The organism is Paenibacillus sp. FSL H8-0260 (assembly GCF_045040625.1).
Taxonomy (GTDB): domain Bacteria; phylum Bacillota; class Bacilli; order Paenibacillales; family Paenibacillaceae; genus Paenibacillus_AQ; species Paenibacillus_AQ odorifer.
The window spans coordinates 5,700,852-5,725,636 of record NZ_CP150298.1; the positions used below are offsets into that span (position 1 = coordinate 5,700,852).

Genomic DNA, 24,785 nt, shown 5'->3' on the forward strand with positions numbered 1-24,785 from the left:
TCTCTCCAGATGGTGAGATTGTTGCTTTTTTATTTAGATCACAAAAATCATTAATAATTACGAGTTGGGAAAATTCGTTCAACCATGGTGCGGAATTCATCCACAAATCCTTTTATCGGATGACCGGCACGAGCCTCTTCAGCATAAACATTGGCGCGTTCCACGAAGTCAGGATTTGCTGATACGTATACATCCTTAATTCTCGCATCATGTTTTTTAACTTCTGCAGCAATTTTATCTTTAATTGCTTTGGTAACTGTTTCTGTTTCTCTTGTATTTATGGTGTTATTTGTGTTATTCGTGCTATTGGTGTTATACATATGCGTCGAATTACTTCTGTAATTCGTATCATGGGTACTAGGAGTGGTACTGCGCATGCCCATTCCCATTCCAGTTCCCATACCTTTTCCTATCCCCATATCTACATCATGTTTCGAGCCATTGCTGTTCAGCAGAGGACCATTATTATAAGTATGGTTTCTTGTCGTACCTGTACCTGTTCCTGTACCTGTACCTGTTCCTGTTCCTGTCCCCAACATACCCGCTCCCAAATTACCCATGCCATTGATTCCATTTCTAGTTGCCGGTCCAGTACTTGTTGTACCAGGAACTGTATTTACAGTACCTTTTAAGGCTCCGTTCATACCATTGGTTACGGCTCCAGTATCATTCATTCCATCACGGCCAATTTTCACTCTTCCTGTACCAGACATTACGCCAGTCGGTCCGTAATTGTGAGGAGTGGTTGAGGATTTTGCCCGATACGATGGAGTCCCTTTGGCACGCAGGCCAGCAGTTGCATCATTTAAAGTTACTGCTACATACGCGCTTTTTCCTGCAAGCATTACATTCGCTGAACGGACTTCAGGCATTGCAGCAATCCGGTCTGCAAGCTCCTGACTAACTTCCATCTTAGTGATGTTATGCGTGCCACCGCGTACGGAATTCACACCAATACGCCCATCATTTACTCCCCGGACACTATTGGTTTGCACATTCGATTTTTCTGCCGTATTGGTTCCACACCCTGTAATACTCACCAAGCCGAGAAGCAATGCAGCTGAGACTGACATACTGATCTTGGATCGCAACATGAATTCATCCTCCATCTCTAATGTTGTATGTGTGCAGTGTACGATCGTTAGGATGACCTTCTGAAGAACAAGCTATCCTGAAAGGATTTGGAACTATGCCGCTTTGACCGTCACCCGCGAGTGCAGATCGGCGTATCTTATAAACAGTAAGCCATATCTCAACAAGTCGGTATTACTCCGCAAAAGTCAGGAGGCTTGTGCATGAAAGTTCTATTTACGTTTTATGTACCGAGTGGCGGGGTGGAGACATTAAATAAGCTGCGATGTGAAAGTCTCCAGCGAAGTGGGATCGAATGCCATGTTTTATATCTAATGCCGGGTTCAGGCCAGAATACGACCAATTTTCCGGTATTTGTCTCATCTTCAGATGAAGAAATTAAAAATTTGCTGGAGACCCATAATTACGATGCCATTATTGTTACATCTGATTATTTATTACTGAAACGTCTGCGTGAACTCGGTTACCGCGGTATTATGATATACGAATCTCAAGGCCTTGGAAAACGCAGTCATGCGGAAACTCTGATCAGAGATGCCGTCCCTTATTTACGTTCTTATTGTAATGCAGTACTAATCCCGCCAACCGATCATTTATTGGAGCTTTTTATTGAAATCTGTCCCTGGCTGCATCGTTATGTAATTCCGAATATTGTTGATGTCCAGTCCTTTCAGCATATCCCTGCTGAACCTCCCGCTAATCCGGTTATCGCTTGGGTAGGCCGGCTAGAGAGCAATAAAAATTGGCGGGAATATTTGAGAATCGCCCATGAAATTCGCCTTTATAAACCAGATATTCATTTGTGGATGTTCCATGATCCTAATTTAGCCGCAGAGGATCAGAAACAATCCTTTCAGGAGGAGCTACACGCCCTAGGGCTGAATGATCGTCTAAGTACTTTTACCAATATTCCTAATCATGTAATGCCCATTTATTATTCCTCGATCGCTAATTCGGGTGGATTCCTGTTAGCTACCTCCATTACAGAAGGATTTGGATATGCTGTTGCCGAAGCGATTTGCTGCACTTGTCCAGTACTTAGTACAGATTCCGATGGTGTCAGATCCTTTATTGTTCATAATGTCACGGGTAAATTTTACCCGCTTGGCAATATTCCAACTGCCGTCAACGAAGGACTGGAGCTTATGAACAATATTCCTCTGCGAGAGGGTCTCCGCCAGCAAGGAAGAGGATATATGGTCTCACGCTTCGGAACCGAGAAGTATGCGCAATCTTTTCGTGAAATGATGAATTCCTATGCCATCTTCTAACCGATATCATGCAAAAAAACCTTCAAGCCACTTCTCACGTGGTATTGAAGGTTTTTTATATTTTAAGGACATATTATTAAGAGTTCCTCGCTACGATCTCAAACAGTGCATTCTGAAACAATTGTGTGCTTTTTTCCCAAGTGAAATGCTGTGAATCCTGCTCCCCCTTACGAGCCAGCCGCTGGCGTAAATCCGGGTCTTTAATTAAGGTTATGATATCATCCGCGAGCCGATTCTCAAACCGGTAGGACATTAAGCAGTTATGGCCATGCCTGCCATATTCCATATTCCCACCGGAGTAAACAGTAACGAGTGCTGCTCCACAACGCATAGCCTCGATGCCTGGTAGCGATCCCGTATCATACGTACTTGAGCTTACAAAAATATCGCTCTCACTATAATGGTAACAAAGCTCAGTATCATTTGCAGGAGTCCTTATATGATATCGTTCGTCCGCTAATAAAGTTTGCAGGGTAGTCGACTCAGCAAATTCACCAGGAGGAATAATCAAATAAAGTTCAACTTCTGGATGAAGTCTTCTGACCCGATTTAACTGTTCAAGCAAATAGTCTTGTTCACGATGGCCTGAGAATCCACCCTCTGGCTTTCGCATAACCGCGGAAACTACAAGCTTATTTTCAGGTTCACGAATGTTCAAATTTCTAAAAACAGGATTCACACCAATGGGCACGATTGTCCCCTTAATCCCATGATTCATCTGGACGATTTCTTGCTGCCAACGGGATAGTACAAGCAGATTGCTGGTTAAACTATAGGATGCAAAAGAACGGCTATTGTCAGGTAAAAAAGTGGGCTCGTAGCAAAGCGCTAAACGAATATGAATCCCTTTTCCCTCATTACTTGCCTGCTGCGATACCTCGACTGTGGTATAAAAGTTGGAGACAATCACGTCCCCCACTGGAAAATCGCTGGCCGACAAATCACCATCTGCCGCATAACGCAATTCACAATTTATCTCGTATTCAACGACACCATCGCTGGGCAAGAGGATCGTAATTTCATGACCGATCTCTGACAGACGATTAGCCAGTTCTGCCAGCATCCGTTGTGCTCCGCCCCTAGATAGAGTTAGAACAGGAAATATTAATTTCATTCCCCTCTCTCCTTTAGCAGCAGATGCGATAGAACCCCATGATGGTTTGCTTGTACCTGTTCTATCTCTCTTTTCTGCGCCTCACTATAAATCACTGAGCCCATCTCTTGATGCACTCGATAATCAAGCTGCGGATACTCAATATAAGACCAGCTAAAATGCGGTAAAATACGCAGCCATAAATCATAGTCTTGAGTATATAACAACATTTCATCGAACGTTCCTACAGCACGAAATATATCCATATGAAGAAGAACTGTACTCCCATTCACCGGACAACCCAACATCATAGTCTCAATAAAATGGGCTCTGCTGCTAAAAAGCATACTTACCGTATCTGAGATCCGTTCTCCCTGCTCATTTATATAATAATAGGCTGTATAGTTAAACAAAGTACCCGTACTTTTGAGCTTTTCTATTTGGTTTTTGATTTTATCCGGGTGAAATTGATCATCTGCACTGAGCCAGGCAAAATACGTTCCGGTAGCCACTTCTATCCCTTTGTTCAAAGCAGAAGCCGTCCCTCCATTACTCTTTTGTATATAAATGATTCTGTCACGGAAGGGGGCCAACTTCTCCAGCCATAGGGTAGAACCGTCATCGACTACAATAAGTTCTATATTCGGATAGCTTTGATCCAAGACACTTTGGATGGCGAGATCCACATACGAACAGTTATAAAATGGGATGATCACCGATACTTTAGGTTCTTCACTCATACGCGCTCACCTCCTTCACCCGGAGCTCAACTTTTATACTGTTTTACAAGCAAGCAGGGCATCTACTGGTGCATGGCCCTCCCCGAATGCTTCACGAAACGATGGGTTTTGGGCATGATGGAAACCTTTAAGTACCGTTACCTCGTACCCAAGTGCAATAAAATCCTCCGGCTCCCACCCGCTCCGATGCTTTTGATAATGCTCTCCCTGCAAATGATAATGATCCATACCCTCCTGTGGAAAAAAGCCCCGAGGGGTAAATACAACTACTCGGTTATTGGCGATTCTTTCGGCCATCCCTAGCAGAGTCTTCGCTTCATTTTTATTAAAGTGCTCTATTGAATCAATAAAGGTAACCGCTGAAAATGTTTTGGGGAGGAATAATTTATCCATATGACTGGCATCTGCATGTACCGGAATAATATGAGGTGACTTATATTGACGATGCAGCAGGTACGGCCTGTGAATTTCTAATCCAAGCACTACTGCGGCTTCATATCGTTCAAGCAGGGTACCGGTGCCGCTGCCGATATCCAGAATACTCTGGCAGAATTTCAACTGTTCCAGTAAGACTGGCAGAAAGTCATTCACTTCAATTTCCCGGTACATTACCTTCAGCCCCCCATAGAAGAAATCAAGTGCTGCAGCGAATTTTTGTAGCGGGCATTGGTCGCAGCTGCCTCTGCCATAATTACATCAAAATATTTGATCGTTCCCATGCCCTCATGCGTCCGGTAAGCTGTGAGGGATTGATTCAACATCACCGGTGGATATCCGTTTAGAATGGCGCGGAACCATAAGTCATAATCATGGGTGTAAGGAAGTGATTCATCAAAAAGTCCGATGGCTCCAAACACCTCTCGTTTAAACATCACCGTACAGCCATTAATGGGATTACCGTGTAAAAAACAACGTAAGTAATCCAGGTGACTAGGAAACAATGGCGCAGCATTCAGCTGAACCAGCTGCGATTGAGCGTTAATATAATTAAAGTTGGTATAGGAGATTAACAAGTGGTTCTGCTCCATGAACAGAACCTGATTGTTGATCTTATCCCGATAAAATAAATCATCCGAGCTAAGCCAGACCACATAGTCCCCCGTTGCATTCAATATGCCGTGATTCAGTGCGGAGGCGGTTCCCCCATTGCCTTTGCCCAAATAATGAATTCGGGAAAGATACGGTGTAATTAGATTGCTATGAGCATGTGAGCCGTCATCGACAATAATGATTTCGTAAGGTTCCCAAGACTGGGAGAACGCACTTTGCAGAGCATGCTCAATATAAGGACAATTATAAAAAGGAATCACTACCGAAACCTTCGGTCTCATAACAACCTCCCCTCCCCGCTAACTCGGTAATAATTCAAAATATCCATTAACGATTGGCTAAGTCCAATTTCCGGACGCCAGCCCAGTGAAGTCACATCAGCCTCAGGGGTTGATGCTTCTGAACGAACCTGCTTATCTGCAGTGGCTGCGATCTCTGAAATAGCCCGTTCAGCATCTGCGGGTCCCCAGTCCATTGGCACTGGACCTACAGAATGACTGAGCAGCTGCTCCGCGATCTCCCCGAGTTCCCGCTGCTTCCCCGAATCGATGCGATAGATGGTTCCATTTGTACCTTTACGCAAAATGTAATCATAAGCTCTAACGGCATCTCTTACATCTAAAAAATCACGCAGCGCATAACGAGAAGAGAGCTTAAATGGAGGTATTTCCTCTTCTGGCTGGCCTTCACTTCGGACAATGTGCTGTGCTAATAAAGAGCAGAAGCCGGTGGAAGGACCGGGACCAATCAGATTACAGGGCTCAGCCAGCAGAACCGGCTGTTTAAATAAGGTGCCCCAAGCGAGGGACACCAGCTCTTCTATTGTTTTGCTAAGACTGTACGGGTGTGGTGGCCCAGCCACCACACCCGGTTTGTACTTAAGTCTGGAGCCAGCCACTAGAATCCGACTGCTCGGCAGGCTTCGCATGGCCTCCAGTAAATATAAGGTGGCCATCACATTGGTCTCCATATAAAGCAAGGGATTAAGCCATGACTCGGGTACGGAGTTCTTCCCAGCCAAATGAAGGACAGCGTCCGGTGTAGTTTGCTTGATCATCTCAGCTACTGCTTTCCGGTCACTTAAATCACAAACATAAACCTTTACTCCTTCTGGAAAAAGAGTGGAGGCAGCTGTTGATTGCGGCCGCAATACAGCGATAACCTCAGCCCCTCCTGCCGAAAATAATCGAACGGCATGTTGCCCGGTGAATCCACCGGCTCCGGTAATCAGAAGTCTTTGACCTGTCATAAATACATCTCTGACTGTTTCATCCAGTCAGCCAGTTCCTGCAGCATTAAAGGATATGAAGGCAGCGGCAAGAGGACATCCGCTCTTGTATTCACTAGTGTACGATCCTGAATATGTTCATCCTCAGGGATGATCTCCACATTTTCTTTATGAAAAGCCGCCTGAATATGCTGAAGCAGCTCATATTTACTTACCGGCTCTGGATGCGCTAAATGGATCAGCCCCGATACGGGGGAATCCAGCATTACATCCACTGCTTTGGCTAATTGGAGCGTTGTGACCCCGTTCCACATCACCCGCCGGTATCCTGAAACTTTACCACTCTGCGCCAGGAACCAATCCATCAGACCAATACCGCCTGAGCGGATTTCGGGACCAATAATGGAAGTGCGAATCGTAAGATGCCCGGGTTTTTGCACCTCACCGAGACTTTTCGAAATTGCATATACAGAGGTTCCATCAGGAGCATCCTCTTCGGTGTACCCTCCGCGTGTTCCTTCGAACACGCAGTCGGTACTGATATGGATGAGCCTTGCCTGAACATCCTCTGCCTTTCGCCACAAGTGATGAGGGAGAAAGCCATTCACGTGGTAAGCCCCAATTTTGTCACGCTCCGCGAATTGATTGAGAACCCCCATTGCATTGATAATGCAATGAGGGGAAACGATATCGACCAGCTTCTCAACTCCGGCTATATCGTTCGCATCTACATACAGCCCGCCAAGATCGCTCTTATCCCGGGTTGTATGGAAGACGTGATGCTTGCCCTGGCGGCGAAAATAATCCGCCAGCATATGCCCCGCCATACCGTTTCCACCTAGGATAAGCAGCTTCATTGCAGGAACCCTCCCCGGATCAAGATGCTTTTGATCTCTTCCCGATCCATCAGATTCGTCTCTGAACTGAAGCTATTGAAAGAGACATGAGGATAAGCGCTATAATGTGCCTTTAATTCCGGCATGTTCAGCGTAGGGAGAATTACTAGATACTGTTCATCGTAGACAACGGTAGTTAAGCTTTCGAAATCGCTCATCAAAATCTCGTGGATTTTCTCCCCCGGACGAATCCCGGTCTCGACAATACTCACATTGGACTCTCCGGAAGCTTCAATCAGCACCTCAGCAAGATCGATAATTCGGCAGGTAGGCATAGTCATGACGAAGATTTCTCCACCCAAGCTAACCTCAGAAGCTTTAAATAATAACGTAATAGCATCGCGTAGGGTAAAAAAGAAACGGGTCATTTTCATATCCGTAATGCGTACCTGACCCTTATCCTTAATCTGCTTCATGAACAAATGCACTACGCTGCCGTTCGTTCCGAGCACATTACCTCCGCGTACAGTAACGAACCGGGTGTTTGAGCCAATCAGATTGGCATAAACGAACAATTTTTCCCCGATCGCTTTGGTCATTCCATAGAAGTTGGATGGGTTCGCAGCCTTATCGGTAGAGATGTAAATTGCTTTCTCAACGCCATTTACAATGGCAGCTTCGATCACATTTTGAGTTCCCACTACATTGGTTTTGAGTGCTTCATAAGGCTGATCTTCACAGACTGGAACATGTTTGAGCGCCGCCAGATGAAAGATATAATCAACGCCACGGCAGGCTGCAATCAGCGCATCCTTGTCACGGATATCGCCAATGATAAAGCTGAGACGTTGATCTTCAAACTCCCGGCTCATCGCCACTTGAGCGGATTCACTGCGGGAGAATACGATGATTTCCTTAGGATTTTGTGGCAGAAGTTGCCTAATCAGTTCATGCCCCCAGGAACCAGTTCCGCCTGTGACCACAATCCTTTTATTATTGAACATGCAGGTTCCCTCCAAGCAAGAATTTAACTACCTTGACCGAAACATCCGGAGTCATGTATCCTTCCGGTGCCTCCCAATCCCGATTGAGCGCCGTCATCAGCTTGACGCTGCGCAGAATACTTTTCTGATCTACACCTGAGACTACATTGCTGCCACAATCCACTGTTTCTGGACGTTCCGTCGTTCTGCGAATCGTAACTGTTGGCACTTTCATCAAGCAGCATTCCTCCTGTACAGTCCCGCTGTCGGTGATGGCACATAAGGCGTGCTGTTCCAAATAGACAAAATCAAAAAATCCGAAAGGTTCATGAAATTCAACTAGTGGGTTCATTGGAAGGGAAAATTGCTCGGTAAGTTTGGAGCGAGTGCGAGGATGAATGCTGCATATTAAACGAATTCCAAAATGCTCAGCCACTGCGTTTAGACCCGACATAATTTGTACAAGGGACTCTGGATCATCTACATTCTCAGCACGGTGGGCCGTGACTAGGAAATACTGTCCTGAGGTAAGCTTCAGCTGTTCCAGAATGTCGCTAGTCTGGATTTTGTGCTCAAAATGGGTCATGACCTCATGGATCGGATTTCCTGTTAACACGATACGCCTGCTGGGGAAACCTTCGCTGATTAGATGTCTTTTGCTCTGCTGCGTATAAGGCATATTAATGGTCGAAACGGCGTCGATGACACGGCGGTTTTTCTCTTCTGGTACTTGGAGGTCATAGCAGCGGTTGCCCGCTTCCATATGCACCACCGGAATTCCCATACGTTCAGCCAAAATCGCGCATAACGCGCTGTTCGTATCGCCCAGAAGCAAGACGCGATCTGGCTGTTCTTTTAGTAAAATACTTTCTAACCCTCCGAACATGGCGGCAAGCTGGCCGCCTAGTCCTGCTTGTTTATCCTGCAGCACATAATCCGGTGCCCGCAGTCCCAGCTCAGCAAAGAAAATGCCGCTGAGACTGGCGGTGAAGTTCTGGCCTGTATGCACCAGGATGTGCCGCTCAGCATGTTCGTCGAGAAGCGGAATGATTACACTGAGGCGAATGATTTCAGGCCTCGTGCCTAAAATCGTCATGATCTTCATGAGTTCACTCCCCTGCCTGTTTAATTATGGTCTGACTTGCTCAGTCAGCGGATTATGCTCTAGTTGCTGGATTGAGATCATTGAGCGGGATTTATACCGTTCATTTGGCTCTGGTTGCTGGATTTAGCTCATTTAGCGGGAAATGTACCGTTCATTTGGCTCTGGTTGCTGGATTGAGCTTATTTTGCGGGATTTATACCGTTCGTTTGGCTTTGGTTGCTGGATTGAGATCTTTTAGCGGGATTTATACCGTTCTTTGGGCTCAAGTTGCTGGAATGAGCTCTTTTAGCGGGAAATGTACCGTTCATTTGGCTCTGGTTGCTGGATTGAGATCAATAAGCGGGAATTATACCGCTCATTGGGCTCAGGTTGCTGGAATGAGCTCTTTTTGCGGGATTTATACCGCTCATTGGGCTCAAGTTGCTGGAATGAGCTCTTTTAGCGGGATTTATACCGCTCATTGGGCTCAGGTTGCTGTAATGAGCTCTTTTTGCGGGATTTATACCGTTCTTTGGGCTCATCTAGCTAAATTCGCTGCATTCAAGGGCATAACTGCCTCTCTTTGCGCTCATCTTGCCGAATTCGACGCATTCTAGGGCATATATGCCCCTCTTTGCACTCAGCTAGCTGAATTCGACGAAATCTAGGGCATATATGCCTCTCTTTGCGCTCAGCTAGCTGAATTCGACGAAATCTAGGGCATATATGCCTCTCTTTGCGCTCAGCTAGCTGAATTCGACGAAATCTAGGGCAAATATGCCTCTCTTTGCGCTCAGCTTGCGAAATTCGACGCATTCGAGGGCAAATATGCCTCTCTTTTTGCTCAGCTTGCCGCTTCGCTGCAATCGAGGCATTTACGCCGCGCGCCGCCGTCCACCGCGGCGGGCCCGGCGGCGCTTCCCCCCGGCAGTGCTGCGCCGCCGGGCAGAACCTTTACGCCGCTTGCGAGCAACGCGGCGCAAAACCAACGGGCGCCCGCTTCGCCGGCGCGCCCGGGCTTTGCCGCGCCGCTTGCGGGCGACGCGGCTTGGCAGGCCCTTGCTTCGCGGCGGCAAAGCCGGCGACGCTGCGGGTAAATCAGGCTGGACAGCGGGTGGTTCCACCACCACCACGCTGTCAGCCTCGCGCACCGCAGGTGCGCTGCAATAGCGGAGGTTCCACATCTCCGCAAGGCCCTGCAGGCGGCTCCGATAAGCCGCCGGACCATAGACGGCGTCGACGCGCTCCCGCGCTTGACTGCCTAGAGTCAACGCCAGTCCCGGCTGCGCCAGCATGACGTTGACTCTTTCTGCCAGCGCGGAAATGTCCGATGCTGGCACGAGATTTTCGCCACAGCCCGCTGCGTGCAGAATTTCTCGCAAGCCCCCAGAGTCGTAAGCGACCACGGGCTTTCCAAAAGCCATTCCTTCCAGAGCAGTCATGCCGAAGCCTTCGCGGATCAGACTAGGAACCACTAGCACATCCATGGCGCAATAGGCAGATGGAAGACATTCAGCATAACCAACAAATTTAAACCGGGTGTACAGTCCCTCAAGCTTCACCTTGCGGACACAGCGCTCATAGTAGCTTTTATCGCCAGCTGACCCAATGACAACAAATTTCGAGGTTGGATGAACCGCGTGCACAAGCACAGCCATTTTCACAAAATGTTCTAGACCTTTTTCCTTGTTGATAAAAGAAGAAATATAGCCGATCAGCTGTTCATGCGGTTTAACCCGCAATTCCCGCCGCCGTTCGCTCCGAAGCTTGCTCCAAGCCTCAATCATCATCTCTTTATCATTCCAAGAGGGAGGCAGCTGGATCACTTTTTCCGCTCTCACGTCCTCTGGAAAGCAAGCCGCAGCTGTTTGTGAAATAGCTAGTATCTCATCACTATTCCGATGAATCAGCCCTACACTAATAGGTGTATATTCATTGTCTGTTATCGTCTCTGATATTTTCCATATCACCGGAATGCCCAGTGACTTTGCAGCCATTGCTGGCAGAGCATGCACACAGGTACTTGTAATAACAAACGCCGGGCGCAGGGAATTCAGCCAGTCTGTTAATTCGTGATACTCCCTGCTTTCCTGGAATTTCCGAGCATCTGCCTCCAACCCTGCATAAGGAGTGTACATTCCATATAAAAGAGGAATCGAAAGCAACTGTACACTTATTCCACAGCTTCGAGCCTGAGAAGTCAGCTTGCCGTCCTGAGGCGCAACGAGAATACAATTAAAGTACGGAGAAAGCTCCTGAGCGAAAAACAACAATAGCTTCTCCGCTCCCGTAATACTGCGTGTATTGGATACATGTGAAAAGAGGACGATTGTAGCTTTGTCAGCCATGGCGTTTCGGCGCTCCCTAACGAGGGGCCTGGAGCAGCCATTCACCTCCTTAAAAAATTTACAAACTTTGCGCTAAGTTCTGTCCTTCGCAGTAAAACTCTCTTTGAAAATGGTCGCTCCTGTGACTCGCAACATCGCTTCCGCTTCGCTCTAGAATCTCGTCAGTCAATTTCAATTCGCTCCCGAGCTTCGCCCCTTCACTTCCACTCTGCTCTCGAATCTAGCCAGTCGCTTCCGCTCCGCTATACAAGCCCGCTCCAGACGTTGCTTCTTTTCATCAGGCCACAGGCATAAGCTGAGGTTCGGTTCTACAGTATATCGAGGAAAAACAGATGCCGGCACGACACCTGTCCCCTGGTAAGCGCACATTTCCGTTCCATTTCCGGGCATATGACCTAGCCATAAATTACTGTTAACAGCTGGTGTATACGTTTGGTGTAGGTGTGATCTTTAAGCGTCCGTTCAAAAGCGCGCAGGGCAATCGCACGGCGTTCTTCCTCATGAGTCAAGTAAAAACGGATTTTATCCATCATTTCTTGAGGGCTTGCAAAAGTCTCAATTTCTTCACCAGGTTTGTAGAAAGATCCCATATCATCTCTGGCATCCACTAATTGCAGCGTACCCGTAGCCGCGATTTCAAAAGTACGCGGATTAGGAGATACCGCCGGAATCGAAAGCGTATTGTTGTTCACTACTTCATCAATGTGCGAGCGGTGGAGGTTAATGACGATTTTGGATCCGCTGTAAGCTACCGCTGTTTCCTGTGGTGACATCCACTTACCAATCTCAATTCGATCTCCATAGAGTGCCGCCTCAGGCAGACGGTCCCACCAGATGCCGTTAATCACCGTGTTATAGTTCATCAAATCCGGAAGAATCTCACGGAAGAAATTAACCCGGTTCCAATAGGCAGAGCCAATAAAACTAACTTCGCGATTCAATGGTGAACGTGTTGTAGTTGGACGGTAATGCTCGCGGTGAGCGGCAAAAGGAAGATAATGAACTTCAGGGCAGCCAAGTCCCTTATAAAAATCAATACAATTACGCTCAAGCGTGAACACAAAATCGTAATGCGCCACAATTTTAACTGTAAAATCAGTGTAATAAGGATCATCTGTAAGCCAAATGGCTGTCTTAATTCCGCTAGCCCGAAGAACGGAGATCTGCTCAAGCGGTAAATCCATACCATCCAGCACAAGTACCAGATCCGGCCTTTGAGCGGCGGCTAACTCCACTAAGTTTTGGCGCACATCCGTTATCGTGACTTGTGTGGTTAATTTTTGCAGCGCATAGAGGACTGCATCATCTAATGGAGAGTAGGGATATCCTTTACCAGAAGCCACATACATTACATGAATATTCCGTACGGGAAATACTTCTTCTGGCCGGCCATCCAAAATCGCAAGCCGCCCCCGTAAATATCCTTCATCATATCCGCCCTTAAAACCACTCAGACGACCACGAAGCTTTTCTTCCTCTGGAGGTGTCAGAGGTAGCGGTGGTGCAGGCATAATAAATTCATTGTTGTTCATCATCATCCTCGCTCCTTTATCCCGTTATAGATTTCATACACTTGAAGCAATCACATTCAGCAAATGAGGCAAACGCGCAGTGAATGTATGGTTGCGCATGGTTGTCTGTAGTCCCCGTAAAGCGTAAATTCGGCGCTCTTTTTCATGCTTCAGATAGTACTCAATCTTCTCCTGCAATTCCTTAGCAGAGCCAAAAGTATCCAAGTCATAACCTGGCCGATAATAATTGCCCAGATCCTCACGAACATCCGTAAGCTGCATAGTACCGCAGGCACTGATCTCATAAGTACGTGGGTTGATAGAGCGTGATGGTAAACGGAAGCTATTCCGGTTATCCTGCCCCTCCTCCCACGGACGGTGAATATTAATGACTAGCTTTGCACCACTGTAATAGTTCGCAGTTTCCTCAGGCGGGATAAAGCCATTGCTAATAAAAGGGGCAAGCTGGTCATAAGTCGCAAGCCGTTCCCAGAAGCCGCCAGCGATCAGCACCTTCTTATCCTTTAGATAGGGGGCAAGTTCATCAAACAGCGCTGTCCGATTATGAAATGCATTGCCAATAAACACAATGTCGTACTTATACTGCGGTGCCGTACGGCGCGGATAGAACATCTTTGGATTGACGCAAAGCGGTAAATAATGAACGGATGGAACCCCAAAGGATTGATAAAACTCCACACAACCGAGCTCATGCGTAAAGACGTGATCATAATGCCGGCAAATCACTGAAGTATCCTCTGTAAAATAAGGATCATCCACAAACCAGATCGCAGTCCGAATGCCCAGCTTTCTGATTTCTGTAATCTGTTCTAAATGATTTTCCGGAAAAACATGCAGTCCATTCATAACCAGCACTGCCCCGGGCATCTCCCGAGCTGCGGTCTCCAGCATAGTTTCTGGAGTGCTTATCACAAGCTCACTTACAAGCTGCTGAAGCGCCTCAATTACCCCAGTATCGATTGCATGGAACCCTTGAGGAACATACATTAGCTTAAATGGCCGACAGGCTTCGACCTCTACAGTACTCCGACGCTGCACAGCCTCACACATGCCAAGACGATATCCTTCGTGATAACCGTCGCGATAATCTCGCGGACGCTTGTGTTTTCTCCTTTTCGCTTTCACGGCCTTCACCCTGCCCCGTTGTATTCTCAAGACAGTATAACTATATGCGGAGTCAGCACTCGCCTCATGGACATCTGTCATTACTAGAACTAAATTGGCAGATGTACCCTGTCTTTTGCCCGGCTTGCCCGAACCCCGTCAAATTTCATCCACTCGCTGGATGCTGTTATACTATAAAGGTCTAGCTAGAGGCACTAAACTTGTCATCTCTGTCCAATCTGTCCGAAGATGATTACTTTTTGAAATTCACAAGGGGGGAACTATGAATAACACCACGTTGTATTTGCGACACGCAGAGCTGCTGCGTGATCTGGTGCCATCCTTTCAAACCTATCCATTTCATCTGCCTGCTGTTCGAACGCTGGATCGCCTGACTTTTCAAAAACCAGTGACCTTTCTTGTTGGAGAGAACGGCACGGGCAAATCAACCTTGTTAGAGGGAATTGCTGCTGCTTGGGGCTTTAACCCTGAGGGTGGAACGCTAAACTTTTCTTTTAACACTCGTTCCTCGCATTCGAATCTTTATGAGTATTTTAGAATTGCTAGAGGGGTTAGACGGCCGAAGGACGGCTTTTTTCTGCGTGCGGAGAGTTACTATAATGTGGCTTCTTATATTGATGAGTTGGATGAACAACCCGGTGGCCCACCGATCAAAGACTCCTACGGAGGCAAATCTCTGCATGAGCAGTCCCACGGAGAGTCTTTTTTAGCTACATTCGTTCACCGTTTCGGCGGCCGCGGCCTTTATATCCTCGACGAGCCTGAAGCAGCGCTTTCCCCCTTACGTCAAATGTCTCTGCTGGTGCGTATGCATGAGCTGGTCGGGCAAGATTCACAGTTCATTATCGCAACTCATTCCCCCATTCTGATGTCCTATCCCGGTGCTGAAATTTTTCTCTTGGAGGGGGAGGGAGTACGGTCCGTCGCCTTGGAGGAAACCGAACATTATACCGTGACCAAAGCGTTTATGAACGATCGTCAAGGGATGTTGCGTGAGTTATTTGAAGATGAATAAGCATACACGACTTCGACGTCCCTTTAAGGACGGTAAGCGTTTAAGCGAGAAATATAAGGATAATTTACAACATGGAACATATAAATTCTTATATTATAGGCTATGTTAAATTCTAATGTTGATATTTGACCATAAGAAAACCGCCTTCGTTGAAAAGGCGGTTTATTGCTATCGTGTCCCGTTAGCGCAACGACTTACTCTGTTGAATTTCGTGTTCCTCAACATAAAGCGGCATCAGAGAAGGCGGATCGTACCTTATCGCGGCCTTTAAACGACAAAATGGTGCCGATAGCCATAGCCCCATAGCCGCAACGAAATAATAAGCCTAATCCGACAGTGCCCGCATGATGTTGGATTTCGCCTCTGCCGCAATTGCTTCATTCCCGTCATCGACCGCTTGCATTAAGATCAGTATGGGGATGTATACCGCGATTAGCCGCGCCAGCAGCTTCGTTTCCTCGTCCGCTCCTCCGTACGTTTCGAAAAACACGCCGCGAGCGTAAGGTGGTAAAAAGCTATAAGCAACGCTCAAATCGCAAGCCGGATGGCCTACGCTCAGATCGCCCCAATCAATGATGCCGGAAACGATCCCGTTCTCATTCACAAGCATATTTTTGAAATGAAGATCGCCATGTAGCAGTGCATTCACCGCCTCGACACGGTCCTTTTGCAGCCTGCTAATATACGCTTCGATCACACCGGACTCCTCCGGCGACAAGTGTTCAACCACCTTCGATAGAAAGCCCTCCAATTTCACTTTGCGCGATGCTATGTCCGTCAAGTTTCGATGATCTTGCTGAACTCCGCACTCCAGCGCTGCCTGCACCGGAAACTCATGCAATCTCCGCAAAAATTTCGCCAGCGTCTCTGCCGATAAAGCCCGGCGTTCTTCCGTCAAACCGATTGGGAAATCTCCTAGCACGTAGTCATAGCCAAGAAATGGTGCCGGGTATTCGTCACTTGCTTCGCCATAAAACAACGGTTTCGGATAGGGGATGGTTATATATGTCTCCAGCTTTGGCAGCAGCTTCCCTTCCATACGAATCGAACCAACTGCAATCGTTCTTCTTGGAAACCGGAACACGTACTCGTCACCGATGAGAAAAACCGTATTGTCCCAGCCCCAGCCCATTCGCTTCACTTGCTTCGATGACAGCTGAGGGAATTGTCTGCCGATCAGCGTCCGCGCCTGCTCTTCGTTAACCTCCCACTCCGCATCCCATACATTCGTTCCTCCCATGAATTGTCTGCCTCCTCGTTCCTTACGTTATTTAGATGTTTACATTCCCTAAAAGTGAAGCGATCCATCCATTTCTTCAAGCGGCTGTGGTAGCTGTTTACGTTTTGGATATGGTACACGCCTTTCACACGTTGTTTTCCGTCGGACTTGAATCGGTAATGAGTCATGCCTTTTGAATTCGCATAGGAGCTAAATGCCCTCCATGAATCAGTGCATAACACGTTTGAGTCAGATAGATGACCACCAATCGCTCCGTCTAATTTTGTAATCCGAATACGTCCACGCCCAAGTACGCCAGAGTAAGTCATTTTCTGACGGTCACGGGCAACCAGCACGCACACTTGATCGTGGCTTATACCACGATATTTCGCTTTGCCGCCACGTTTACGTGGCTTGCGTTCGGTAATATTCCGCTCGCCCTTTTCCGAGTAAAGAAAGTAGGTCTCGTCCATTTCAACAATATCTTGAAATGCTTCGGTTGGAATCTGCTTCAGAGCGGAAAGAATCTTATGCCGCCAGTAAAACAAGGTGACATGCGTGACTTCATCGTTTAACTGCTCTGCACATTTTCTCAGAGAAAAGCCCTCAATCATGCATTCGATAAAACGAACCCACATATGAGGTCGCCTCATTCGTTGCAGAGGGGTGTTCGTAAGGTCATTGAATGTTTGGCGACAGGACTTACAACGGTAACGTTGACGTTTAACCTCTCCAGTGCGTGTTCTTACAGCCTACTTTCCAAATCGAACAACAGAATCGTTTTTGCAATGCGGGCAAATAAGTCCATATTTATGCTTCTGCTCTTGAATTTCATCAATCGCTCGAACTGGAAGTGCCACTCCCTTGGTTCGGGACTGCAAAAAGTAGATAAGTTCTCGCTTACCATTATCGTCCAACGTATCAGCAAGCTTTTTCAGTTCCTTTAAATCCATGGGCAAATCATCTCCGAACAGTTATATCGCCCTTATTATAGAACATTTGTTCTTAATTATGAAATATCAACAACAAAGTTTAACATAGCCATATTTTTAAAAAAACAGCAGGTCTCCAAATCGGAAACTTGCTGTTTGCTTTGTGTTATTTTGTGTTTGATAGGTGCTTGAAATTAGCGTCTCGCAATCCCCGTCAGCTTGTGTACAATCCATCCAAACATGACTACAACCATCATATCGAAGCACACATTAAACAAGAATAAATGCTTACCGATGTCAGCCCTCCCGTCCCCAAGAATCGGAACCAAGAAGGAGAAAATCCCTATTAGTCCTAGCAGCATCAGCAGCTCGCCGGCAACTTTGCCACGAATATCTCTGCTGCGGAAATACTGGAACAAAGCTCCCGCAAAATACACCAGATAGAATATGGAGAGAAATCCGAGCGTATGCGGAATATGTTTATTTTTGAATTGGCTCCATGCACTGTAAGTATAGGATAATGCACCTGCTGGTTTATTCTCGCTTTTCTCGTAGTTTCCTAGATAATACGGGCGAATCGCCATGCTGTTACTCGCAGCATATTTCATATTATCTATCAACCGGTCCGGATGCTTCAGATAGAAGAACAATACATCTTTATGAGATACACGGTCATAGAAGTCCGGAACCAGCGAAGGATCATTCTGCTTAATCACTGTATCGGTCTGAAAATAATTTGTACCCGCCAGTACCTCCAGCCGCTCCGGCAATCCGAGATCCTGCAAGTCTCCCTTCACATCCGGCGATTCGTTTAAAATCCCAAAAAACACCGTTTGATACAGATTAATATGCTTCAGATCTTTTGGCGCTGCCACATACAAAACGATGGATACAAGAAAGATGGCAATCGAAAAACGTAAAGCCAGCTTCCTCCATTTGCCCTCTCCGTCAAGCATCATAAACCGCAAGAAAATCAGAGCAAAGGCAATCCCAATGGGTGCATTCTGGATTTTGGAGGTGACCAGAAACAGAATTGCGATAAAAAACAAAGTTAATCCTTTAGTGGTTGGCTTCTCTTGGCTGGTTAATCTTAATCCTAATGCAAATGTCAGCAGCATAAACACCATCGACACTGGTTCTCCAAACAAGGAGTTGAAATAGGCCACATACCCGATATCGTAAAACACAAATAAGATAGCTGCTCCCAACAGCAGCCCTGTAACATAAGAGCCACGAGCATTATACTTCACCAGCAGCCAAGTTGCCGCCAGTAAAAGAAGCCCATAAACTGCACCCAGCAAACGAACATCAAAAAAGCTGCCATGGATGAGCCCGCCGATCAATCTCGGCACAAGTACTATAAAAATCTGTGAGGAAGGATAAAAACCTCTAAATAAATTTTCATACGCAAAACTGGAATGACTAAAATTGAAAAACTGGTCGGCATATGATGCTCCAGTGTCATAGTAGTTCAGACCGATGGTATTCATCATACGCAAAAAATCTCCGTTATCGGCAACACCAATAAAAGGCCCTACGAATAGCAAATAAATAATGATACCGCAGCCGGCAAGGCCTACGAGATACTCCGGTTTCCAGAACTTTTTCATGATTCCCCCTATCTCTGTGGTAACAGCTTCACATATTCGTCGGACAAATTCATTAGCTTCAAAATATACTCATAATCAGTCTGATATTTTGTGAAATCCGATACTGGCTTAAGCGTATCCAGCGACACAGCTTTACCATCAGCAAAATCTTTACCAGGCACATAGAGAATATCATCATTAAAGAAAGAACCAGAAGGCAAATAATACCGCATTCCTAACACATTACGATCAATGTTCAAGAGATCATGACCAAATGCTGTATAACCTTCTTCTTTTAAAGAAACCCCCAATAGGTTAGCTATCGTAGGAAGAATATCCAACTGTCCACCTGTTCTCTCTACTACCTTCCCTTGCTCCATTCCTGGTACATGTACAATCAATGGAATATTAAAGCGACTGATCCGGGAATCGTATGGAATCCCCAACGCACTTTCTATTTGCTCCGGTGGCACATCCTGCGGCTGCAAGCCAAAATGATCGCCATACATCACCAGCACAGTGTTATCCCACATTCCATTTTTCTTCAAACCCTCTATTAAAGTTCCAATGGCATAATCAGTATAGTTAATAGCAGTCAAATAATCGCCAAGCATCGTGTTTTTTAACTCATCAGGCACTGAGATCTTCTTAAAAGAGTCCGGAATTTGGAAGGGATGATGGCTGGACGCCGTCACCATTTGTGCGTAGAAAGGAGTTCCTTTCTTCTGCAGCTCTGCCAATTTCTCGACACCCGTAATATAAAGCTGTTCATCGGAAGCACCAAACGCATTAAAATGATCATTGGTAAAATAATCTTTATCATAATAGCCGTTAAATCCAAGTGCAGGATATAGCTCATTCCGATTCCAAAAGCCCACTTGATTCACGTGAAAGGTGTACGCCTCATATCCTTTATCTCTCAGCAGACGTGGTAGGCTCGGCAGTTCTCTGTCCCCGAATCCAGTGGACATTGCCAAGGTCCCGATTGGATAAATCGACGTGTTGCTCATAAATTCAGCGTCAGAAGTATTGCCCGGACCAATCTGCTGGTAGACATGGGGGAAGTAAAATCCCTCATCTGCCAACTTGTTCAACACTGGAGTCAGCTCTTGACCCTTCAGGGATTGATGCAGCGGGAAGTTTTGGAAAGCTTCCATTTGGATGACAATTACATTTTTGCCCTTTTGGGAGCCGAAATACTCAGGTGCTGTGCCCGCGGCCTTACTACTATAAGGATAGGAAGCTTGTAGCTCATCAATCTTCGCGATGGTATCCTTAATATCTCCGGTTCCAATGAGATTGTTATCTTCCTTGACCTTAATTGCGGCAACGACCTCATAATTCAGGAATCCGGCACTTTCTGCCTGCACAAGCTCATTTGTAATTCCCCGCGCAGAATTGACAGAATTGGCCGATAAAGCAAAACCTCCAAGAATAGCCACCAGAATCACCATCATATGTGCCAATCGTGTGTTCCGGGAGCTGAATCGCTCACGCTCACGCGGATAGGCTTTTCCATGCTTCCATCTGCGGATCAAGACATAGATTGCCATGATCACAAAATCAGCGAAAAATAAATAATCAATAGTCTGTATCGTTGATTCTACGCTTGCCTTCACTTGAAACACCTGATTCAGTTCATATAAAGCCAGATACGTAGGAACAGAACCAAAGTGATTGAAATATACACTGGCTGCGAACAGCAGCAGCGATAATATCCCGTTAAATGTCCAATAGACAGCTGTTCTCACCCGCGAAGGAGTAATGACCGTCAGTATCCCCATGATGAAGAGGACTGGAGCAACATCTGCTGCAATCCATTCCCAAGCAATTCTATCAAAGAACAGCACTCTCAGCAGGAGCAGCTTCAACCATAGCAGCAGGACAACAATATAGAACTGAGCTCGATTCGGCCCGTGCTTTTTCACGTTTTAATCCCCTCTTACCTTTTCATTTGTTCTGATTATGAACTCTATTCATCTTTTCTGTAAAATATCAGATTGTTCTAGTATAACAATACTTACTTTTTTTATCAAAAATGTGCACCTTTCGCTCCCACTACAAATAGGGAAATCCCACGCCTTTTCGGCTGTGGAACCTCCCTATTTAAGCCTATTATGTTATGACTTTCAATCTAAGACTGGCTTGCTGGCAAATCCTCTTTTACCTTCCAGATCGTTAAATCACTATCATAATATACAGTGATCTCAGGACTGCCAAGCTTATGAAAGGTGAGATTCCCGGGCTCCTGATCTCTTTTAAGCAAGCTATATCCGCCCACATCAGCAACGCTAAATATCTTAGTCAGCAGAGGTGCTGCCTTCTCACGTAGGCGATCCCCATCAATTAGAGACAACTCCCGGTCTAATACCGTTAGTTGTTTGGGATCTGTTTTATCACTAGCACGAGGATTTGTATCACTAATCTGCTCAATCCTTCTAGTAACAGTATCGAACGTAACCGAAACCTTTGATCCGTATTGCAGCGTAAGCGTATCCTGATCCTTGTCCATAGCCCGAAATACTAAACTAAGCTCTTCATCACCTCCGTTACCTCTCAACACCTTCAATGCCTCTTCCCCAGCTTGACGCATCTCTTCTGATACCGCCGAGGCCTCAAGCGTGGCTGATGCGTAATCGAATTCACCATTCACAAATCCGATACGCCATTTCTCCGCCCTAAAGTTATTCTCAATTTTCACGCCAGAATGTTGTGTAACATCATATTCAACGTATCTGAGCACTTCATAAGCTGAATCATTCGCATAACCCAGTTTGCCCTTGATCTCTTCCGCACGGGTTTTCATTTCAGCGTCGATCTCTGCAGCTGTCAGAATCGTACTCATCTTCGTTTGCACCAGTTCTCCTGTCTCATAATTGATCCAGATATATGCGGAGTCCTCACCTTTCTGGTAAGAGTAAAATATCTGCTGTTGCTCCTTAAGCCATTCCCGGTGATCTAGCGGATAAGTCTTTCCAAGTAAACTCTGCATCACCTGATCTGCGTTCCGCTGTAGCTCAGCCTCCGTGAAATGCGACGAAACCTCCGTTTGCGCAGGGTTGCTTGATTCATTACCGAGGAACCTTCCGTTCAGAAAGAATACACCTAAGCCCAACAATACAATAAAACTCGCCACAGCCAACAATTGCACAGGCAGTCTTTTTCCTGAGTAAGATTTCGCTCCCTGTTGATCTTCTTGAATTTGGCGAATGACGTTGTCTGCATGCCTCATAGTAAACTTTTCATTTCCAAAAGGTCCTTTTCGGGCCTGAGCATACCATTCCGGTTTATGATCCTCCATCATTCTACCCCCTTTAATTTGTTCTGAATTTTTTGCCGCGCTCGGTGCAATCTTGATTTTACCGTTCCGTGACTCAAGTTCATCAGTTCAGCTATTTCTTTTATAGAGAGCTCATATTTCAAATCCAGGACCAATATTTCGCGCAGCTTTGGAGACAATGCCATAATTAGACCCCATATCTCACCAATGGACTGATTACCCAAATACTCCATCTCCGCAGATCGGGCTACGCCAAGAGGTTCGATAGTTTTTTCCCGCTGCTCCACATCAACCGTGGACAATGGCTGTACACCACCCCATAAGCCCGAACGAAAAAAGCGCGATTTCCGGTGCGAAAAAACAGTATTCCTGGCAATCGTAAGCAACCATGCTTTAAATGAAGAATTCCCCCGGTACGTTCCAATCCGGTAATAACATTTAATGAATACTTCTTGAGCCAGATCATCGGCTTGTTCAGAATTTTTGGTAAGATAATAGATATAATTCCATATATCCTCTCCGTAACGGCTCATGATTTCTCTTAGTTGCTGTTCATTCATCGTCTCGCTATGCTGAAGACCTTCCAGTTCCAATTAGCTTCACCTCACTTAATACGACCTCATAAAAGGCACTTTAGTTCCCTTATGTTCATATTTTCTCATAAAAAAACAGGGGGTCCAGTGATCCCCTGCGAATGATAAGATATCCAAATCCGAATCGACCTCTCCCCTCAAACGATCGAGGTATGCGTGAGTAATCTTTTAATAGAACGGTTAGCTTCATTTAGTACAATTTCTTTATCCACAGTCTTTAGCAAACCTCTTTCCATCACGATCTCCCCGTCGATTATCGTTGTCTCCACATCTGCCCGCGTAGCGGAATATACAATTCTAGAGATGGGATCTACGTCGTAAGAGGGGAAGGTATGAAAATTGTAGAGATTCAGGAGCACTAGATCTGCTTTTTTGCCTACCTCGATACTCCCGATCTTATCCTCCATCCCTACGGCCTTCGCCCCACCAATAGTAGCCATACGGAATACACTGCGGGCATCCATGGTTGTGGGTCCGTGATGAGGCTTTTGAATAATCGCCGCCAATCGCATCTCATTAAACATATCCAGATTGTTATTGCATGGAGCGCCATCCGCTCCCAGACTAAGAGAAACATGCTCATGAAGCATCCCTGGTGTGTCGGCAATTCCGGAGGCCAATTTCAGATTGGAACCCGGGCAATGACTTACATGCACTCCTCGATCCCGCAAAATCCGCCGCTCCTCAGCATCCAGCCACACGCAATGCGCCAGTATAAGCCGTTCATTGGCTAATCCTAGATGATCCAGATAGACGATGTTACGCATGCCAGTCATGGCCTGCACAATCTCAATTTCCCCTAAATTCTCAGACGCATGAGTATGCACCTTCACATCGTATCTTGCGGACAGATCCCGCACCTCGGTTAATAAAGGCTCTGTACAGGAAATCACAAAACGTGGAGAAAATGCATACTGAATCCGGCCGTTTCCATAACCATTCCATTTTTCCAGTAGATCGACACTTTCCTGCAAAGAAGATGCGGTATCCTCCTGCAGCGCCTCAGGCACATCTCCCCCTTTTTGATCCATCATCACCTTGCCGGACAAGGCCCGGATTCCACTTTTAGCTATAGCCTGAAACGCAAAATCCGTATGATGGACAGTCTCCATATCCACAATCGTCGTCGTGCCGCTAGTGATCAGTTCGCCGATGCCAAGCATAGCCGAATAATAAAGGGATTCTTCATCATGCGCGGCCTCTAATGGCCAGATTCGTTTGCGCAGCCAATCCATCAGCTCCAGATCGTCCCCTTTACCACGGAATAACGTCTGGCATAAATGAATATGAGTCTGAATAAAACCCGGAATTAATGTACGGTTCGTAGCATCAATGATCTGCTCGTCGCCCTGCGGGATCAGGCCAGTGCCGATTTCAACAATGAGATCATCCTTAATCCGGACATCCCCGTGTATAATTTCCTCTTGCTTGTTCATCGTAATGATTTCGGCATTTTTGATCAAAATATTCCCCATAGCCTTCTCCCCCTCATTGAGTTAATTCCAGCACAACTTCACGCTTGTAACACAAAAAGGCCACAAAAATATGCCTGAGCATATTTTCGTAGCCAGAAATTTACGGTTCCCGGTAGAGACCCTTAAACCAATTATTAAGGATATACGAAAAAAAGACTATTCATTTGTAATTTGAATAGTCCAATAATAATCTAAAGACAGGTTTTGTGTCAATATATGTTACATATAAAATCGATTTAGTTTTATTAATACTGTTTTATAAAAGTGATTTAGTATTTTATGTTATGTTAAATAACATAA

At 46.1% G+C, this 24,785-nt stretch carries 23 protein-coding genes, 1 pseudogene and 1 riboswitch; of the genes and pseudogenes, 3 read left to right on the forward strand and 21 right to left on the reverse strand.

Annotation, left to right across the window (positions count from 1 at the left end; translation table 11 throughout):
* Positions 1–50: 50 nt before the first annotated feature.
* Complete coding sequence (locus MHI51_RS25310) at positions 51–1,094, reverse strand: YhcN/YlaJ family sporulation lipoprotein (RefSeq protein WP_341003764.1); 1,044 nt, start codon at positions 1,092–1,094, stop codon at positions 51–53.
* A gap of 201 nt (positions 1,095–1,295) precedes the next feature.
* Between MHI51_RS25310 and MHI51_RS25315 the strand changes: the two genes are divergently transcribed.
* Positions 1,296–2,363 carry a glycosyltransferase family 4 protein gene (locus tag MHI51_RS25315; RefSeq protein WP_076219322.1) on the forward strand — a complete coding sequence of 356 codons (1,068 nt, stop codon included), beginning with the start codon at positions 1,296–1,298 and terminating at the stop codon, positions 2,361–2,363.
* A gap of 76 nt (positions 2,364–2,439) precedes the next feature.
* On the opposite strand, the gene MHI51_RS25320 is transcribed toward MHI51_RS25315, so the two are convergent.
* From MHI51_RS25320 to wecB, 8 genes are read right to left on the reverse strand one after another with little or no spacing between them, the layout of a single operon-like run.
* Positions 2,440–3,477, reverse strand: a complete 1,038-nt coding sequence (locus MHI51_RS25320) for a glycosyltransferase family 4 protein (protein ID WP_076141521.1) — start codon at positions 3,475–3,477, stop codon at positions 2,440–2,442.
* Entirely contained in the window at positions 3,474–4,196 is a 723-nt protein-coding gene (locus tag MHI51_RS25325; protein ID WP_076141520.1) for a glycosyltransferase, read from the reverse strand. Before MHI51_RS25325 ends, MHI51_RS25320 begins: the two co-directional genes overlap by 4 nt.
* A gap of 33 nt (positions 4,197–4,229) precedes the next feature.
* Entirely contained in the window at positions 4,230–4,805 is a 576-nt protein-coding gene (locus MHI51_RS25330; RefSeq protein WP_076277638.1) for a class I SAM-dependent methyltransferase, read from the reverse strand.
* 5 nt (positions 4,806–4,810) lie between these two features.
* A complete protein-coding gene (locus tag MHI51_RS25335) occupies positions 4,811–5,527 on the reverse strand; it encodes a glycosyltransferase (RefSeq protein WP_076134235.1) in 717 nt (238 codons plus the stop codon).
* Positions 5,524–6,495, reverse strand: a complete 972-nt coding sequence (locus MHI51_RS25340; protein WP_076219319.1) for an NAD(P)-dependent oxidoreductase — start codon at positions 6,493–6,495, stop codon at positions 5,524–5,526. Before MHI51_RS25340 ends, MHI51_RS25335 begins: the two co-directional genes overlap by 4 nt.
* Complete coding sequence (locus MHI51_RS25345) at positions 6,492–7,331, reverse strand: SDR family oxidoreductase (RefSeq protein WP_076130430.1); 840 nt, start codon at positions 7,329–7,331, stop codon at positions 6,492–6,494. The genes MHI51_RS25340 and MHI51_RS25345 overlap by 4 nt, the downstream gene beginning before the upstream one ends.
* Complete coding sequence (locus tag MHI51_RS25350) at positions 7,328–8,314, reverse strand: polysaccharide biosynthesis protein (protein ID WP_036679704.1); 987 nt, start codon at positions 8,312–8,314, stop codon at positions 7,328–7,330. The genes MHI51_RS25345 and MHI51_RS25350 overlap by 4 nt, the downstream gene beginning before the upstream one ends.
* Entirely contained in the window at positions 8,304–9,398 is a 1,095-nt protein-coding gene (wecB, locus tag MHI51_RS25355) for a non-hydrolyzing UDP-N-acetylglucosamine 2-epimerase (RefSeq protein WP_076103696.1), read from the reverse strand. The genes MHI51_RS25350 and wecB overlap by 11 nt, the downstream gene beginning before the upstream one ends.
* An 80-nt stretch (positions 9,399–9,478) precedes the next feature.
* Here wecB and MHI51_RS25360 point away from each other — a divergent pair, with 80 nt between their 5' ends.
* Positions 9,479–9,994 (forward strand): hypothetical protein, encoded by a 516-nt coding sequence (locus MHI51_RS25360; RefSeq protein ID WP_405173343.1) that lies wholly within the window; start codon positions 9,479–9,481, stop codon positions 9,992–9,994.
* Between the two features lie 258 nt (positions 9,995–10,252).
* Here the strand turns inward: MHI51_RS25360 and MHI51_RS25365 are convergent, their stop codons facing one another.
* The 4 genes from MHI51_RS25365 to MHI51_RS25380 all read right to left on the reverse strand — a co-directional run bounded on the left by MHI51_RS25365 (position 10,253) and on the right by MHI51_RS25380 (position 14,391).
* Positions 10,253–11,725, reverse strand: coding sequence for a glycosyltransferase (locus MHI51_RS25365; RefSeq protein ID WP_339169622.1), 1,473 nt, complete (start codon positions 11,723–11,725; stop codon positions 10,253–10,255).
* Between the two features lie 171 nt (positions 11,726–11,896).
* A complete protein-coding gene (locus tag MHI51_RS25370) occupies positions 11,897–12,067 on the reverse strand; it encodes a hypothetical protein (RefSeq protein WP_175619029.1) in 171 nt (56 codons plus the stop codon).
* Positions 12,068–12,120: 53 nt separating this feature from the next.
* On the reverse strand, positions 12,121–13,236 hold the full coding sequence (locus MHI51_RS25375) for a glycosyltransferase (RefSeq protein WP_076187192.1): 1,116 nt from the start codon (positions 13,234–13,236) through the stop codon (positions 12,121–12,123).
* A 54-nt stretch (positions 13,237–13,290) separates the two neighbouring features.
* Positions 13,291–14,391, reverse strand: coding sequence for a glycosyltransferase (locus tag MHI51_RS25380; RefSeq protein ID WP_076098583.1), 1,101 nt, complete (start codon positions 14,389–14,391; stop codon positions 13,291–13,293).
* Positions 14,392–14,644: 253 nt separating this feature from the next.
* Here MHI51_RS25380 and MHI51_RS25385 point away from each other — a divergent pair, with 253 nt between their 5' ends.
* Positions 14,645–15,397 (forward strand): AAA family ATPase, encoded by a 753-nt coding sequence (locus tag MHI51_RS25385; RefSeq protein WP_076278170.1) that lies wholly within the window; start codon positions 14,645–14,647, stop codon positions 15,395–15,397.
* Positions 15,398–15,722: 325 nt separating this feature from the next.
* Here MHI51_RS25385 and MHI51_RS25390 read toward each other — a convergent pair whose 3' ends face one another.
* The 8 genes and pseudogenes from MHI51_RS25390 to MHI51_RS25425 form a co-directional block, all read right to left on the reverse strand.
* Positions 15,723–16,637 carry a phosphotransferase gene (locus MHI51_RS25390; RefSeq protein ID WP_076278171.1) on the reverse strand — a complete coding sequence of 305 codons (915 nt, stop codon included), beginning with the start codon at positions 16,635–16,637 and terminating at the stop codon, positions 15,723–15,725.
* 26 nt (positions 16,638–16,663) lie between these two features.
* Positions 16,664–17,284, reverse strand: a pseudogene (locus MHI51_RS25395) (IS1595 family transposase); the annotation flags it as partial.
* A gap of 84 nt (positions 17,285–17,368) precedes the next feature.
* Positions 17,369–17,569, reverse strand: coding sequence for a hypothetical protein (locus MHI51_RS25400; protein WP_405173344.1), 201 nt, complete (start codon positions 17,567–17,569; stop codon positions 17,369–17,371).
* A 173-nt stretch (positions 17,570–17,742) separates the two neighbouring features.
* Positions 17,743–19,158: a hypothetical protein gene (locus MHI51_RS25405; RefSeq protein WP_076278172.1), complete on the reverse strand. Its 1,416-nt coding sequence runs from the start codon at positions 19,156–19,158 to the stop codon at positions 17,743–17,745.
* A gap of 8 nt (positions 19,159–19,166) precedes the next feature.
* Positions 19,167–21,065 carry an LTA synthase family protein gene (locus MHI51_RS25410; protein WP_076278173.1) on the reverse strand — a complete coding sequence of 633 codons (1,899 nt, stop codon included), beginning with the start codon at positions 21,063–21,065 and terminating at the stop codon, positions 19,167–19,169.
* A gap of 206 nt (positions 21,066–21,271) precedes the next feature.
* Positions 21,272–22,441, reverse strand: a complete 1,170-nt coding sequence (locus tag MHI51_RS25415; protein ID WP_405173345.1) for a hypothetical protein — start codon at positions 22,439–22,441, stop codon at positions 21,272–21,274.
* Positions 22,438–23,010 carry an RNA polymerase sigma factor gene (locus MHI51_RS25420; protein ID WP_076278175.1) on the reverse strand — a complete coding sequence of 191 codons (573 nt, stop codon included), beginning with the start codon at positions 23,008–23,010 and terminating at the stop codon, positions 22,438–22,440. Before MHI51_RS25420 ends, MHI51_RS25415 begins: the two co-directional genes overlap by 4 nt.
* Before the next feature lie 137 nt (positions 23,011–23,147).
* Positions 23,148–24,485: a 5'-deoxyadenosine deaminase gene (locus MHI51_RS25425; protein ID WP_076130441.1), complete on the reverse strand. Its 1,338-nt coding sequence runs from the start codon at positions 24,483–24,485 to the stop codon at positions 23,148–23,150.
* 69 nt (positions 24,486–24,554) lie between these two features.
* Positions 24,555–24,653: riboswitch (purine riboswitch) on the reverse strand.
* Positions 24,654–24,785: the final 132 nt, after the last annotated feature.